Origin of the sequence: Brevundimonas sp. UBA7838 (genome assembly GCF_002500885.1) — a bacterium.
GTDB classification, from domain to species: domain Bacteria; phylum Pseudomonadota; class Alphaproteobacteria; order Caulobacterales; family Caulobacteraceae; genus Brevundimonas; species Brevundimonas vesicularis_C.
The window spans coordinates 757-13,902 of sequence record NZ_DLTK01000156.1; the positions used below are offsets into that span (position 1 = coordinate 757).

Consider the following 13,146-nt stretch of genomic DNA (forward strand, 5'->3'; position numbering starts at 1 on the left):
GGTCACGTCGACCACGGCAAGACCTCGCTGCTCGACGCTTTGCGCACGACCGACGTCGCAGGCGGCGAAGCCGGCGGCATCACCCAGCACATCGGCGCCTATCAGGTTCGCCTGCCGGACGACCAGAAGGTCACCTTCCTGGACACCCCGGGCCACGCCGCCTTCTCGGCCATGCGGGCGCGCGGCGCCAATGTGACCGACATCGTGGTCCTGGTTGTCGCCGCCGACGACGGCGTCATGCCGCAGACCATCGAAGCCATCCAACACGCCAAGGCGGCCAACGCGCCCCTGATCGTGGCGGTCAACAAGATGGATAAGCCCGGCGCGACGTCACAGAAGGTCGTCAACGAGCTGCTGCAGTACGAAGTCATCGCCGAAAGCCTGGGCGGCGAGACCCAGATCATCGAGGTCTCGGCCAAGGAGCGGATGAACCTCGACGGCCTGTTGGAAGCCATCCTGATCCAGGCCGAGGTCATGGACCTGCGCGCAAACGCCGATCGCTCGGCCGAGGGCGTGGTCATCGAGGCCAAGCTGGACAAGGGTCGCGGTCCGGTCGGCACCGTCCTGGTCAAGCGCGGCACTCTGAAGCGCGGCGACATCGTCGTCGCCGGCGGGTCGTGGGGCAAGGTTCGCGCCTTGCTGAACGAGCGCAACGAGCAGCTGACCGAAGCCGGTCCGTCGGTTCCGGTCGAGATTCTCGGCCTGGACGAGGCGCCCTCGCCGGGTGACGTCTTCGCCGTGGTGGAATCCGAAGCCCGCGCCCGCGAGCTGACCGAATACCGTCAGCGGGTGAAGCGCGAAAAGGCTCAGGTCTCGGGCGGCTCGGTGTCGCTGGTCGACATGATGGCCAAGCTGGGCTCCAAGAAGGCCTCGGAACTGCCGGTCGTCATCAAGGCGGACGTGCAGGGTTCGGCCGAAGCCATCATGGGTTCGCTGGACAAGATGAGCACCGACGAGGTGCGCGCCCGCACGGTCTATTCCGGCGCCGGCGGCATCACCGAGAGCGACGTCAACCTGGCCAAGTCGGCCGGCGCGCCGATCCTCGGCTTCAACGTCCGGGCTTCGAAACAGGCGCGCGATCTGGCCGAGCGCGAAGGCGTCGAGATCCGCTACTATTCGATCATCTACGACCTGCTGGACGACATCAAAGGCGTGCTGTCCGGCATGCTGGCGCCGTTGCAACGCGAAACCTTCCTGGGCAACGCCGCTGTCCTTCAGGTGTTCGACATCTCCAAGATCGGCAAGATCGCCGGTTGCCGGGTGTCGGAAGGCGTGGTCCGCAAGGGCGCGCGCGTCCGCATCATCCGCGACGACGTCGTGGTGCTGGAGCTGGGGACGCTCAACACGCTCAAGCGCTTCAAGGACGAGGTCAACGAGGTCACGGCCGGCCAGGAATGCGGCATGCAGTTCCAGGGCTTCCAGGACATCAAGGAAGGCGACTACATCGAGTGCTTCACGGTCGAAGAAATCAAGCGCACGCTGGACTAGTTCCTCGCCGCGAGCACGAAGAGACCAAGGCCCGGAACCCAGGTTCCGGGCCTTTTCTTTTGCGGCCCTGACGCGATGCGTTCGAAGTGTTCGTTCGCGCTTCGCCAACGCCCAAGGCTGTGCATTCGCGAACGGCGGCCGTTCATCGCCGCAAGCGCGGTGGTGAAGGGCAGGGGACGACGGCACGGTCCGATCATTGAGGGCCGGTCGTCGGTCCTCTCACCGACACAGGACACGCCGTCATGAAGACTGTCGCCGCCATCGCTCCCGTTCTCGCTCTCGCCGCCGCCCTGACAGCCGCGCCCGCCTTCGCAGCCGACTTGACCGTCGCCTTCCCGAGCGCGGCGCCCCAAGGCCAGATCATGGTCGCCGTCTTCAACAGCGAGGCCAACTATGGCGGCGAGGGCCAGCCGGCCCAGGTGGCCATGCTGGACGCCGCCGCCGGCCAGACCAGCGTGACCTTCGACGGCCTGCCGGACGGCGACTATGCGGTGCGCGCCTTCCACGACCTGAACGGCGACGGCAAGATGAACACCAATCCCTTCGGCATGCCGGTCGAGCCCTTCGCTTTCTCTAACAACGCCGTCGGCAATATGGGGCCGGCCTCGTGGGAACGCGCCAAGTTCGCCGCCGCCGGCGCGACGACCCAGTCGATCGATCTGAAGTAAGCGACGAAAGCCGGAGTTAAATCATGACCCCCTCCCGCCGTTCCTTCCTGATGGGCGCCGCCGCCCTCTCGGCCGCAGTCGCCACGCCCGAAATGGTGCGGGCCGCCGCCGCCTTGGACGTCGTCGCCGCGACGAAGGCCGACTGGGCGCTGGCGACCCAGGACGTCGAAGGCGACATCGCGCGCCAAACGATGCGCCTGGTCCACGGCCGGGTGCCGGCGGGGTTGCAGGGTGCGCTGTATCGCAACGGACCGGCCAAGTTCCGGCGGCCAGGCGGGTCGGCAACCCACTGGTTTGACGGCGACGGCATGATGCGCGCCTTCCGCATCCAGGACGGCCAGGCGACGCTGGAGGCACGGTTCGCCGACACGCCCAAGCGCCGCACCGAAACGGAGCTGGACGCGGTGGTCACGCCGGGCTTCGGCACCAAAGGCGACGGGCGCGCCCGCATCGGCTCGAATGACGACGCCAACGCCGCCAATACCGCCGTCATGGTCGCCGGCGATCAGGTCTGGGCGCTGTGGGAAGGGGGATCGCCTCTGGCTCTGTCGGCCTCAGACCTATCGACGCAAGGCTTCGTCACCCTGCGCGACGACCTGAAAGGCATGCCGTTCCAGGCCCACCCGCGCTATGCGCCCGATGGGTCGATTTGGAATGTCGGCCTGGCCGGAAACCGCGCAGTGATCTGGCGTCTGAACCCCGACCGCAGCCTGAACGACGCCCAGATCGTGTCCCTGCCGTGCGCCAGCTATATGCACGACTTCACCGCCACCGACCGGCACGTGATCCTGGTGCTCCAGCCCTGGGTGTTCGCGACCCACGCCATGCCGGTGACCGCAGGCCTGGCCTGGAGACCCGAGATGGGGACCCAGGTCCTGGTGCTGGACAAGGACGACCTGTCGAAGCGCCGCCTGTATGAGTTGCCGGGCTTCTTCCACTTCCACCTGGGCGACGCCTGGGCCGAGCGCGACGGCACGATCCGCTTCGATGTCGCGGCCAGCGGCGATCCGCGCTTCGCGGTCGATGGCGCGCGGGTTCTGGTGGACGGGCATGGGGTCGTTCCGGGTGATCCGGCGAAACTGGCGCTGATCACCCTGCGGCCAGATGGGCGCGCCGATATGACTTACAGCGCTGTCGTGGGTGAATTCCCGAAAGCGGACCCGCGTCGTGCGGGGCTGAAGCGCAGCCTGACCGCCCATACCTCCGGCGAGACTCGCGGCCGGCCCTTACCGACGGGACTGGCGGTCCACGACTGGGACAGCGGTCGCTCGTACGCCTTCGAACTCGGCGTGCATCAGGTGGTCGAGGAGGCGGTATTCGTGCCCAAGCCCGGCGCGACGGCGGAACGGGACGCCTGGCTGGTCGGACCCTCGGTCAATCTGAAGGACGGGCGCACCGAACTGCACGTCTTCGACGTGGCGCGGATCGAGGACGGCCCGGTTGCGACCTGGCAGGCGGACGTGGCCCTGCCGGCCGGCTTCCATGGCGTGTGGGTGGGATAAGGCCGCACGGGCACAACCTTTGCGGGCCTTCACGGTTCGAAAAGGCTGACGTGCCAAGGTGAGACCATGACCCCCGTCCAGACGCCCGCCGATCTTCGCCCCATCACCGCCCTGCGCTTCGGCGCGGCCATGTGGGTCGCCGTCTACAGCTTCTGGGAAAACCTTGCGGGCGCGGGTCAGTCGGGCCTGGTCGCCAAGGGCTATCTGGGGGTCGAGCTGTTTTTCGTCCTGTCTGGCTTCATCCTCAGCCACGTCTATCTGGCGGCGGCGGGCGAGAAGCGGTTCTCGTATCGCGGCTTCCTGTGGGCGCGGATCGCGCGCGTCTATCCGCTGCATATCGCCACCCTGATCGGCGTGGGACTGCTGGCGGCCGCCGCCCTTTTCGCCGGCATGAGCGTGGACGCCAATGTGCTGAGCTGGGCGTCGCTGCCCGCCAACCTCTTCATGGTCCACGCCTGGGGGCTGGCGCCGGTCGCGGGCTGGAACCATCCGTCCTGGTCCATTTCTGCGGAGTGGTTCGCTTATCTTTGCTTCCCGCTGTTCGCCTTCGTCTTCTGGCGCCTGCGTCATCGACCGATCGCGGCGGTAGTCGGTGCTGCGGCCTTCCTCGTCATCCTCTATTTCGCGTTCGAGCAACTGGCCGGCTTCGCCTTGACCGAGGCGACGATCCGCTGGGGCGCGCTCAGGATCGTGCCGTGCTTCGCCTTGGGCTGCGCCCTCTATCTCGTTTATCGCCGCGCGCCGTTGAAGGCGCCGTGGCTGTGCGCCGCCGTCTCGTTCGGCCTGATGGTGCTCAGCGCCGCGCTCGGGCTATGGGACGGCGTCACGGTTCTGCTGGCCGGCGCCCTGATCCTGTCACTGGCGTCGCTGCCCAACGCGCGCGCCGGATGGCTGGCCTCCAAACCCGCCGTCTACCTCGGCGAGATCAGCTATTCGGTCTATATGGTCTGCGTGCCGTGGAAGCTTCTGGCGGTCGGTCTGGCCGCCAAACTGTTCGATGCGCCCGACAAGCAGCTTCAAATTTTCGTGTGGTTGGCGATCCTGGCCCTTCTGCCTGTTGTCGCGGCTGTCTCCTATCATCTCGTTGAACGCCCAGCGCGTAAGGCTCTGAGAGACATGGCCGACAAGCGCGCCAAGCGTCACAACAAGGTTTCAGAAGGAAATATGAAGCACGGCGGTATGCCGAAACAACTTGCGACAGGGCGTGATCCCGTGGCCTAAAGGGCGCTTCCAAAGGCGGGTCGGGATACCCCAAGCATGTCAAAACGGCTCAAAGCCGCCGCGGTTGCGGCGACCCTCGGTTTTTTTGCGCTGGGCGCCGTCCCCTCCACCGCAAAAGCTGATGAGCCCTACTGGCAGTGCGTGACCTTCGCGCGCATGTTCTCCGGCATCAACATCTTTGGCGACGCCTGGACCTGGTGGCGCCAAGCCGCCGCCAACTTCCGCACTGGCAAGGCCCCGGAAACCGGCTCGGTTCTGGTCTTCCGCCCCGAGGGCCGCATGAGCCGGGGCCACGTCGCCGTCGTCTCCGACATCCTGACCGACCGTGTGGTGCGCGTGACCCACGCCAACTGGGGCGGCAGCCGCGGCAAGGTCGAAGAGAACGTCACCGTCGTCGACGTCTCGCCCTCCAACGACTGGTCGCAGGTCAAGGTCTGGTACAATCCGATCAACGATCTGGGCACGACGGTCTATCCGACCTACGGCTTCATCTACAAAGGCGCCCGCGACGCCTTCGACGCCGGCCGTCAGATCGCCGCCAACGTCTCGGCGCAAGGCCAGCACTAAGCTTGCACCGCTCGCCATCGCGGGCGATAGGCGGGCATGACCCAATCCAGCGACATCACCTACGCCGGCTATCTGGCGTTGGACGACCTGCTTTCGACCCAGCACCCGCTGTCGGACCAGCACGACGAGATGCTGTTCGTCGTCATCCATCAGACCAAGGAACTGTGGCTCAAGCAGATCCTGCATGAGACGGCCCTGGCCCAGTCGATGGTGCGCGCCGGCGACTTGGTCCCGGCCTACAAAAGCCTGGCGCGCGTGAGCCGCATCCAGGCGGTGATGACCCACAGCTGGGACATTCTGTCGACGATGACGCCGTCGGACTATCTGCGGTTCCGAGGGTCGTTGGGGTCATCGTCCGGCTTCCAGAGCGACCAGTTCCGACGTTTCGAGGCCATGCTGGGCCTGAAGGACGCCAGCTTCCTGAAGTTCCACGAAGACCGCCCCGAGGCACTGGCCGCGCTTCAGGCCGCCATCGCCGCGCCAAGCCTTTACGATGATGCGCTGGCTCAACTGGCCAAGGCCGGTCTGCCGGTGCCCGCCGAGGTGCTGAACCGCGACGTGACCCAGCCCTATGCGCCGTCCGAAGCCGTCGAGGCGGCCTGGCTGGAGGTCTATCGCGACACGGAACGGTGGTGGGTCCTGTATCAGCTGGCCGAGAAGCTGGTCGATCTGGACGACGCCCTGCTGACCTGGCGTCACAAGCATGTCGTCACGGTCGAACGCATCATCGGTCGGCGTCGCGGCACGGGCGGAACGGAAGGCGCCGCCTATCTGGCCTCGACCCTGACCAAGCGCTGCTTCCCCGAGCTGTGGTCGCTTCGCACCAAACTTTGATGTCGCAGGCGGCAACCTTCGCCGCGCCGGGCCATTTCGCCGTTTGACCGCAACAGCGGAAGGAATGGACGAGATGAGCAACCCCAACGCCCACGACATCAAGGTTCTGAACGGCCTGATCGAAACGACGCTGGACAGCGCGGACGGCTATCGCGAAGCCGCCGAACAGACGCAAGACCCGCACTACCGCACCCTGTTCGAGCGCCGCAGCAGCGAACGCCAGCAGGTCGTCGACGACCTGTCCGCCGCTGTGCGCGGTCTGGGCGGCGATCCGGAGTCCGATGGATCGATCCTGGCCAAGGCGCACCGCGCGTTCTTGGATGTGAAGCACGCCCTGATGCGCAACGACGATTCCGTCGTCGGCTCGATCAACTCGGGCGAAGGGTTCATCGCCAACAAGTACGAGAAGGCGCTGGAAGACACCGGCATTTCCGCCACCACGCGCGAGACGATCCGGCGCGCCTATGCCGCGGTGAAGACCGAGCATGAGCAGATGGAAGCCCTGAAACACAGCCTTGAAGGCCAGCGCGACGCGGCCAATCCCATGTTCCCGCAGTAATCGCCGACTGGCGGAATAGAAAAAGGCCCCGGCGTCACCGCCGGGGCCTTCGTCATTTGATCATCTAACCTGAAACTAGGCTTCTTCGGTCTTGGCGGCCGAACCGGTTTCCGGAACGACGACGCCCTTGGCGGGGCGGACCGTCTGGCGCTCGGCGATACGGGCCGACTTGCCGCGACGATCGCGCAGATAATAGAGCTTGGCGCGACGCACGACGCCGCGGCGCTTCACTTCGATCGACTCGATGTTCGGCGACAGGATGGGGAAGCGGCGCTCGACGCCTTCACCGAACGAGATCTTGCGGACCGTGAAGGTTTCGCTGATGCCGCCGCCGTCACGGGCGATGCAGACGCCTTCGAAGGCCTGAACGCGCTCGCGCTCGCCTTCCTTGATCTTCACGTTGACGCGCAGGGTGTCGCCGGGCTGGAATTCCGGGATTTTGCGTTCGCCCAGGACGCGGGCTTTTTCTTCGGCGTCCAGCTGTTGAACGATGTTCATGTCATTTCTCCTCGGGCTTTGCGCCCTTTAGCTGTGAGTTGGCGAGATGCGCCTGCCAGAGGTCCGGCCGCCGCTCCCGCGTAGTCTTCGCCCGCTGCGCCTCGCGCCATCCCGCGATCTTCTTGTGATCGCCCGACAGCAGCACCTCGGGTATCTCAAGCCCCTCGAACGTCCGCGGTCGCGTGTACTGCGGGTGTTCCAAGAGCCCATCCTCGAAGCTTTCGGACGACAGGCTGTCGCCTGAGCCGAGCACGCCGGGGATCAGTCTTACGCACGCCTCGATCGCGACCATCGCCGCCGCCTCGCCGCCGGCGAGAACCGCGTCTCCGACCGAGACCTCCTCGAACCCGCGTGCGTCCAGCACCCGCTGATCCACCCCCTCGAAACGGCCGCACAGCACGACGATCCCGTCGGCTTTCGCCCATTCCTTGACGCGCGCCTGGGTCAGGGGCCGACCCCTGGCGCTCATGTACAAAAGCGGCCGCTTGGGTCCCGGCAGGCTATCCACCGCCCGGGCCACCACGTCCGCCTTCAGCACAGCTCCCGGGCCGCCACCCGCAGGGGTGTCGTCCAGGAAGCCGCGCGTATCTGTGGAAAAGGCGCGAATGTCAACCGTTTCCAGGCTCCACAAGCCCTTCTCGCGCCAGGCCGTGCCGATCAAAGACACGCCGAGCGGGCCCGGAAAGGCCTCGGGAAACATGGTCAGGACGGTGGCGGTGAACGGCATGGCGGCGGCTCTTACACCAAACGCGCAGGAAATGCGCGTCAGCGGATCACCTGGGCCATGCCGATGGATTTCGGCATGGTCGGCGCAAAGCCGTATTGTGCATACAGTCGGTTCGCCTCTCCGTCCGCAATCAGGCTGACGTAGGCGCCCTGCGCGTGACTGCGCAGCCGCTCCATCAAGGCCGTCATGATCGCCTTTCCCAGGCCGCGTCCCTGATGCGCAGGCTCGATGGCCATGTCGACGATCTGAAAGAAAAGACCGCCGTCGCCAATGATCCGACCCATGCCGACCACCCGATCATCCCGGCGTACGACAACGGCGAACCAGGTGTGCGGCAGGCCGGCGATGGCGTTCGCCTCAGCTTTTGGGCTCAGGCCGGCGTTGATCCGGAGGCGGAGATAATCGGCGACCGAAGGCGTTTCGGCAGTCAACTCATAGCCGGCGATCATGCGTTCGGCGCCCCACCGCCCGCCGCAATCCAGCTGTCCACCTGATCCTCCAGCACGTCCAGCGGCACCGAGCCGGAGCCCAGCACGACCGCATGAAAGTCCTTGATGTCGAACCGGTCGCCCAACGCCGTCCTGGCCCGGTCGCGCAGTTCCTCGATCTTCAGCTCGCCGATCTTGTAGCTGGTCGCCTGGCCGGGATTGGTGATGTAGCGCTCGACCTCCTTTTCGATGTCGCGCTCGGACAACAGGGAGTTCTGGCGGAAATAGTCCATCGCCTGTTCGCGGCTCCAGCGCTTGGCGTGCAGGCCGGTGTCGGTCACCAGCCGCACCGCGCGCCACAGCTCGGTCGAGAGCCGGCCGAAGTCGGAATAGGGGTCCTGATAGAAGCCCATTTCCTTGCCTAGCTGCTCGGCGTACAGCCCCCAGCCTTCCGCATAGGCGCCATAGCCGCCGAACCGGCGGAAGCGCGGCAGGCCCTCGATCTCCTGCGCATAGGCGATCTGGAAATGATGGCCCGGCGCGCCCTCGTGATAACTGATGCCCTCGATCTGCGGCTTCAGAACCTGGGTCATGTCCGAAAGGTTGACGTAGTAGATGCCCGGCCGCGATCCGTCCGGCGCGGGCGAGTTGTAGAAGGCGATCGAGGCCGTCGCCTCACGGAACGGCTCCACCGCCCGCACCTCCAGCGCCGCCTTGGGCAGGGTCGAGAACCACTGCGGCGCCGCCGCCATCACCTGGGCGATGAAGCCGCGCGCGTCGGTCAGATACTGCTCCTTGCCCTCGGGCGTATTCGGATACTGGAACCGTGAATCCGTCTTCAGGAAGGTGAAGAACGCCTGCAGCGAGCCGGTGAAGCCGACCTGGGTCTTGATGGTCTCCATCTCGGCCTGGATTCGGGCGACCTCGGCCAGACCGATCTGATGGATCTGGTCGGCGGTCAGGTCGGTGGTGGTCGAGAGCTGGAGCCGGGCGTTGTAATAGGCCTCGCCCTGCGGCAGTCGCCACACGCCCGCATCGCTGTCAGCCTTGGGCTGCACCTCGGCCAGCGCCGTCAACACAGTCTCGAACCCGGCCTTGTAGGGACCGGTCAGGGCGGCGCGGGCTTCCGACAGCAGCCGGTCCTTCGTCGCCGGATCCGTCTCCAGCGCCTCGACCTTCTTGGTGAAGTCGGCCCAGACCGGATTGTCCGCGCCATCGTCGAACGGCGCGCCAGTGATGACGTTGCGGGTGTTGGCGATGGACGGGGCGAAGACGAAGCGCGGCGAGACGACGCCCGCCGCCGCGCGCTGACGCAGTTCGTCGGCCACCTGATCCATCTGCGTCTCGGCGGCCTTGATCCGCGCGACATATGCCTCGGCGTCGGCCACGCTGGAGACCCGGTGGTTGTTGATCAGAAAGACCGGCAGGCTGGTGGTCGGATTGCCGTTGGCGGCGAACTGAAAGCCCCAGTCGCGCCACTGGTTCGACAGCCGCGCCTGCTGGACGCCGTACTCGAACATTCGCCACGACAGCGCCGCCTGCGGTCCCAGCTTCTGCGGATCGAACTGGACCTTCATCTGCGCCAGCTGCGCCTCCTGAAGCGCCAGGGCGCGGTCGGCGGCGGCGTCCGACACATCGTCCAGCTTGTCGTAGTCGGTCTTGATGCCCAGCGACGTCATCTGCTGCGGGCTCAGCGCGATCCGCGCTTGGAAGGCCTGCTCAAAGAAGGCGTTCAGCCGCGCGTCCTCGCTTTCGGCCGCGGCTGTCTGTGCGGGGGCGGAGGTTTGCGCCAGCGCGGGCGCGGCGGACAGCACCGCCATCATGGCGGCGGACGAGATCAGAAGACGACGCATGAACAACCCCTCGTGAAACAGGGGCGCACCTTCGGGGCCGCGTGCGCGCGGCGCAAGGGATCAATGCCCCCGCGTTGCGGCGATCGGACACGTCGAAGCAAAATTTTCGATACGGCGTCGCTTGATGCAACCCAAGCCCAGGGTCGGCGTTTCGACGAAACTTGACCATACCAACAAGGGTTCACACCATGCGCAAGATCATCACCCTGTCCATCGTCGCCGCCGCTCTGGCCGTGTCGGCCTGCAACACCATCGCCGGCGCCGGCCGCGACGTTTCGGCCGCCGGTTCGGCCGTCACGCAAGGCGCCAACGACGCCAAGAATTAAGGCTTTCCAAAAAGCCGATGTTGGAAAGGCCCGCCGGATCCTGGCGGGCCTTTCTCGTATCCGTCGCATGACGGTGTTACGGTGCGCCATCATTCAGGAGACGGCGATGGGCTTTCTGGACAATGTGGTGAAGGGTCTCGGCGACGACGCCGCAGGCGGTCTGAGCGATCTGCTCAAGGGTCAGGGCGGCGTCGGCGGACTGACCGAAAAGTTCGGTCAGGCGGGCCTGGGCGATGTGATCGGCTCCTGGGTCGGCACGGGGCCGAACGCCAACATCTCGCCCGAGCAGATCACGGCCGTCCTCGGCCACGGCCCCATCGCCGACATCGCCGCCAAGATGGGCGTGACCCCCGAACAGGCCGGCGAGACCCTGGCCGGTCTTCTGCCCGAAGCCATCGACCGCCTGACCCCCGGCGGTCAGATCAACGGCGCCGACGACCTGCTTGGCAAACTGCCGGGTGGCCTGGGCGACATGATCGGCGGTTTTCTGAAGCGCTGAAGCCTCAGGACGGCTGGCCCTCGGTCGCCGCGATCGCAGCCTCTTCTTCCATGGCGGCCTTCTGGCGCGCCTGCAGGGCAGTTTGCTTCGAAGCCACGATGAAGGCCAAGACGATCCCGAACACACCGATAATCGCTGAATACAGGAAGAAGGCCACGTAGCCCGCGCCCAGCGCCGCTGGGGTAACGCCACTCGTCGCTGCACCGGTGGTCAACACGCCGGGTTGCAGATTGGCGAACAGCGCCCGCAGGCCAGCGAAAGGCCCGGTCCCTTCGGCGGCTCGCGCCGAAGCCTCGACGATCCGTCCCGACTGCGTCGCGATCAGCTTGCCGGGCAGGGCGTACAATGATGTGAACAGGGCGTACTGGGTCGCGGTGAATCCGATCGACGTCAGGCTGGACATATAGGCGATCAAGGCGGTCCCGGCGTATCCGCTTGAGACGTTGTCCACGCCGATGGCGACGGTCAGGGCTGACAGGCTGTGTCCTTGGGTCGCCAGCCAGGCGAAGATCAGGTTGGACACAGGGCTCATGAAGGCGCCGATGACCATGGTGCGGATCAGGCCGAGCTTGGCGACCGACCAGCCGCCGATGATCACGCCCAGACTGGTCATGACCACGCCAAACACCTTGCGCACCTCGGCCAGTTCCGTCTTGGAAAAGCCGAGGTCGATGTAGAAGGGCGGCATGATGTTCAGCACGAAATCCGCTAGGCGATAGACGCAGATCAGCGCCAGGATCAGCGTCGCTACACCCGAGAAGCGTCTGTAGAAATCGGAGAGGGGCTGGCCGAACGATCCGGCGAGATAGGCGCCGGGCCGCGTCTTCGTTCCCGGCAGCGGCCAGCAGGCCATGACCATGACGGCCAGGCCCATGAGCACCAGAGCGAACTGCAGATAGACGCCCTCCGGCCTCGCCGCCAGCGCCGCTGCGACCGCCGCCTTGCCGTCCGGGCCGAGGCCGAAGAGCCCGAACAGGGCGTTCAAGGGCGCCGACTTTCCTGTCAGGCCCGAACCCAAGAACATGGCGGCGACGCCGATGACCGCCAGACGCGCGATCCACTCGAAGATTTCCAGCTTTGGTCGCGAGGGAAGGTCTCCAACCGGGATGGCTCGGATCGAGTGCGCCTTCTCTCGCGGCGCAAACAGCACCCCGGCGATACCGATACCCATGAGTGCGGCCATCACCGCGTAAGAGAGGTTCCAGTTATATAGATCGGCCAGCACCAGAGGCACGGCCCCGGCCACGATCATGGCGACGCGGTAGCCCAGCTGATAGGCGGCGGCCATGGCGCCATGGCGACTGTCGTCGGCCGCCTCGATCCGCCAGGCGTCGATGACGATGTCTTGGGTGGCGCCGAAGAAGCCGACGAGGGCGGCGAAGCCGGCCACGGCGATCAAGGCGTTGGAGGGGTTCAGGGTCGAAATCGACCATAGACCGAAGATGATCACACCCTGCGTGACCAGCATCCAGGCGCGTCGATGACCAAGCAGAGGCGTCAGAAGCGGGACGGCGGTTCGGTCGATCAGCGGCGCCCAGACGAATTTCAAAGAGTAGCTGAGCGTGGCCAGGGCGAAGAAGCCGATCACTTCGAGCGTCAGGCCGCTCTCTCGCAACCAGGTGGTCAGGGTGTCGAAGATCAGCAGGTTCGGCAGGCCTGCCGAAAAGCCCAGCAGCAGCATGATGAAGACGCGCCGCTCGCCATAGACGGCGAGGCCGCCGAAACGGCCTGCGGGCTTGCCGTTGGCGGGGGGATGGGCTTGGTCGGTCATGCACGGCTCCGGCGCGGCGGCCGGAAACGCGGGCGCCTGTAACTCAGCCGACCTTGGCGCGGATGTCGCGCTTCGTCCAGCGGGCGAGCGCGGCGCGCAGGGCCTCGGCGTCCAGCGGCTTGACGATATGGTCGTCCATGCCGGCTTCCAGGCAGGCGCGTCGGTCCTCGGCGAAGGCGTTCGCGGTCAGGGCCAGGATCGGCGT

The 13,146-nt window shown here is 66.1% G+C and carries 15 protein-coding genes; 9 read left to right on the forward strand and 6 right to left on the reverse strand.

Annotated features, from left to right (window positions below; all coding sequences use genetic code 11):
* The 7 genes from infB to B3T77_RS16250 all read left to right on the forward strand — a co-directional run.
* Positions 1-1,488, forward strand: a 1,488-nt coding sequence (infB, locus tag B3T77_RS16220) for a translation initiation factor IF-2 (protein WP_292080942.1), incomplete at its 5' end; no start/stop codon positions are given.
* A gap of 242 nt (positions 1,489-1,730) precedes the next feature.
* Complete coding sequence (locus B3T77_RS16225) at positions 1,731-2,156, forward strand: DUF2141 domain-containing protein (RefSeq protein ID WP_091752320.1); 426 nt, start codon at positions 1,731-1,733, stop codon at positions 2,154-2,156.
* Positions 2,157-2,179: 23 nt separating this feature from the next.
* Complete coding sequence (locus tag B3T77_RS16230) at positions 2,180-3,658, forward strand: carotenoid oxygenase family protein (protein WP_292080946.1); 1,479 nt, start codon at positions 2,180-2,182, stop codon at positions 3,656-3,658.
* 66 nt (positions 3,659-3,724) lie between these two features.
* Positions 3,725-4,879: an acyltransferase family protein gene (locus tag B3T77_RS16235; RefSeq protein ID WP_292080948.1), complete on the forward strand. Its 1,155-nt coding sequence runs from the start codon at positions 3,725-3,727 to the stop codon at positions 4,877-4,879.
* Positions 4,880-4,915: 36 nt separating this feature from the next.
* A complete protein-coding gene (locus B3T77_RS16240) occupies positions 4,916-5,446 on the forward strand; it encodes a CHAP domain-containing protein (RefSeq protein WP_055809437.1) in 531 nt (176 codons plus the stop codon).
* A gap of 36 nt (positions 5,447-5,482) precedes the next feature.
* Positions 5,483-6,280 (forward strand): tryptophan 2,3-dioxygenase, encoded by a 798-nt coding sequence (locus B3T77_RS16245; RefSeq protein ID WP_055809435.1) that lies wholly within the window; start codon positions 5,483-5,485, stop codon positions 6,278-6,280.
* Between the two features lie 73 nt (positions 6,281-6,353).
* Positions 6,354-6,839: a PA2169 family four-helix-bundle protein gene (locus B3T77_RS16250; protein ID WP_292080952.1), complete on the forward strand. Its 486-nt coding sequence runs from the start codon at positions 6,354-6,356 to the stop codon at positions 6,837-6,839.
* A 75-nt stretch (positions 6,840-6,914) separates the two neighbouring features.
* Here B3T77_RS16250 and rplS read toward each other — a convergent pair whose 3' ends face one another.
* Genes rplS through B3T77_RS16270 form a run of 4 tightly spaced genes read right to left on the reverse strand, consistent with a single transcriptional unit; the run spans position 6,915 to position 10,345 of the window.
* On the reverse strand, positions 6,915-7,337 hold the full coding sequence (gene rplS / locus B3T77_RS16255) for a 50S ribosomal protein L19 (RefSeq protein ID WP_017505017.1): 423 nt from the start codon (positions 7,335-7,337) through the stop codon (positions 6,915-6,917).
* A gap of 1 nt (position 7,338) precedes the next feature.
* Positions 7,339-8,064 carry a tRNA (guanosine(37)-N1)-methyltransferase TrmD gene (trmD, locus tag B3T77_RS16260; protein ID WP_292080955.1) on the reverse strand — a complete coding sequence of 242 codons (726 nt, stop codon included), beginning with the start codon at positions 8,062-8,064 and terminating at the stop codon, positions 7,339-7,341.
* A gap of 38 nt (positions 8,065-8,102) precedes the next feature.
* A complete protein-coding gene (locus B3T77_RS16265; RefSeq protein ID WP_091752331.1) occupies positions 8,103-8,513 on the reverse strand; it encodes a GNAT family N-acetyltransferase in 411 nt (136 codons plus the stop codon).
* Positions 8,510-10,345 (reverse strand): DUF885 domain-containing protein, encoded by a 1,836-nt coding sequence (locus B3T77_RS16270; RefSeq protein WP_292080959.1) that lies wholly within the window; start codon positions 10,343-10,345, stop codon positions 8,510-8,512. The genes B3T77_RS16265 and B3T77_RS16270 overlap by 4 nt, the downstream gene beginning before the upstream one ends.
* Before the next feature lie 188 nt (positions 10,346-10,533).
* Here B3T77_RS16270 and B3T77_RS16275 point away from each other — a divergent pair, with 188 nt between their 5' ends.
* Together B3T77_RS16275 and B3T77_RS16280 are read left to right on the forward strand one after the other, a co-directional pair.
* On the forward strand, positions 10,534-10,671 hold the full coding sequence (locus tag B3T77_RS16275) for an entericidin A/B family lipoprotein (protein WP_039247129.1): 138 nt from the start codon (positions 10,534-10,536) through the stop codon (positions 10,669-10,671).
* A gap of 67 nt (positions 10,672-10,738) precedes the next feature.
* Complete coding sequence (locus B3T77_RS16280; RefSeq protein WP_292080972.1) at positions 10,739-11,170, forward strand: YidB family protein; 432 nt, start codon at positions 10,739-10,741, stop codon at positions 11,168-11,170.
* 4 nt (positions 11,171-11,174) lie between these two features.
* Here the strand turns inward: B3T77_RS16280 and B3T77_RS16285 are convergent, their stop codons facing one another.
* Both B3T77_RS16285 and B3T77_RS16290 read right to left on the reverse strand, forming a co-directional pair.
* Entirely contained in the window at positions 11,175-12,941 is a 1,767-nt protein-coding gene (locus B3T77_RS16285; RefSeq protein WP_292080974.1) for an AmpG family muropeptide MFS transporter, read from the reverse strand.
* 43 nt (positions 12,942-12,984) lie between these two features.
* Positions 12,985-13,146 (reverse strand): response regulator (locus B3T77_RS16290; protein ID WP_292080978.1); only part of this gene is annotated, 162 nt, incomplete at its 5' end.

Coding starts and splice junctions, on each gene's coding strand:
- B3T77_RS16275 (WP_039247129.1), top strand. CDS start 10,534: ATGCGCAAGATCATCACCCTGTCCATCGTCGCCGCCGCTCTGGCCGTG.
- trmD (WP_292080955.1), bottom strand. CDS start 8,064: ATGCCGTTCACCGCCACCGTCCTGACCATGTTTCCCGAGGCCTTTCCG.
- B3T77_RS16240 (WP_055809437.1), top strand. CDS start 4,916: ATGTCAAAACGGCTCAAAGCCGCCGCGGTTGCGGCGACCCTCGGTTTT.
- rplS (WP_017505017.1), bottom strand. CDS start 7,337: ATGAACATCGTTCAACAGCTGGACGCCGAAGAAAAAGCCCGCGTCCTG.
- B3T77_RS16285 (WP_292080974.1), bottom strand. CDS start 12,941: ATGACCGACCAAGCCCATCCCCCCGCCAACGGCAAGCCCGCAGGCCGT.
- B3T77_RS16235 (WP_292080948.1), top strand. CDS start 3,725: ATGACCCCCGTCCAGACGCCCGCCGATCTTCGCCCCATCACCGCCCTG.
- B3T77_RS16270 (WP_292080959.1), bottom strand. CDS start 10,345: ATGCGTCGTCTTCTGATCTCGTCCGCCGCCATGATGGCGGTGCTGTCC.
- B3T77_RS16230 (WP_292080946.1), top strand. CDS start 2,180: ATGACCCCCTCCCGCCGTTCCTTCCTGATGGGCGCCGCCGCCCTCTCG.
- B3T77_RS16225 (WP_091752320.1), top strand. CDS start 1,731: ATGAAGACTGTCGCCGCCATCGCTCCCGTTCTCGCTCTCGCCGCCGCC.
- B3T77_RS16245 (WP_055809435.1), top strand. CDS start 5,483: ATGACCCAATCCAGCGACATCACCTACGCCGGCTATCTGGCGTTGGAC.
- B3T77_RS16265 (WP_091752331.1), bottom strand. CDS start 8,513: ATGATCGCCGGCTATGAGTTGACTGCCGAAACGCCTTCGGTCGCCGAT.
- B3T77_RS16280 (WP_292080972.1), top strand. CDS start 10,739: ATGACGGTGTTACGGTGCGCCATCATTCAGGAGACGGCGATGGGCTTT.
- B3T77_RS16250 (WP_292080952.1), top strand. CDS start 6,354: ATGAGCAACCCCAACGCCCACGACATCAAGGTTCTGAACGGCCTGATC.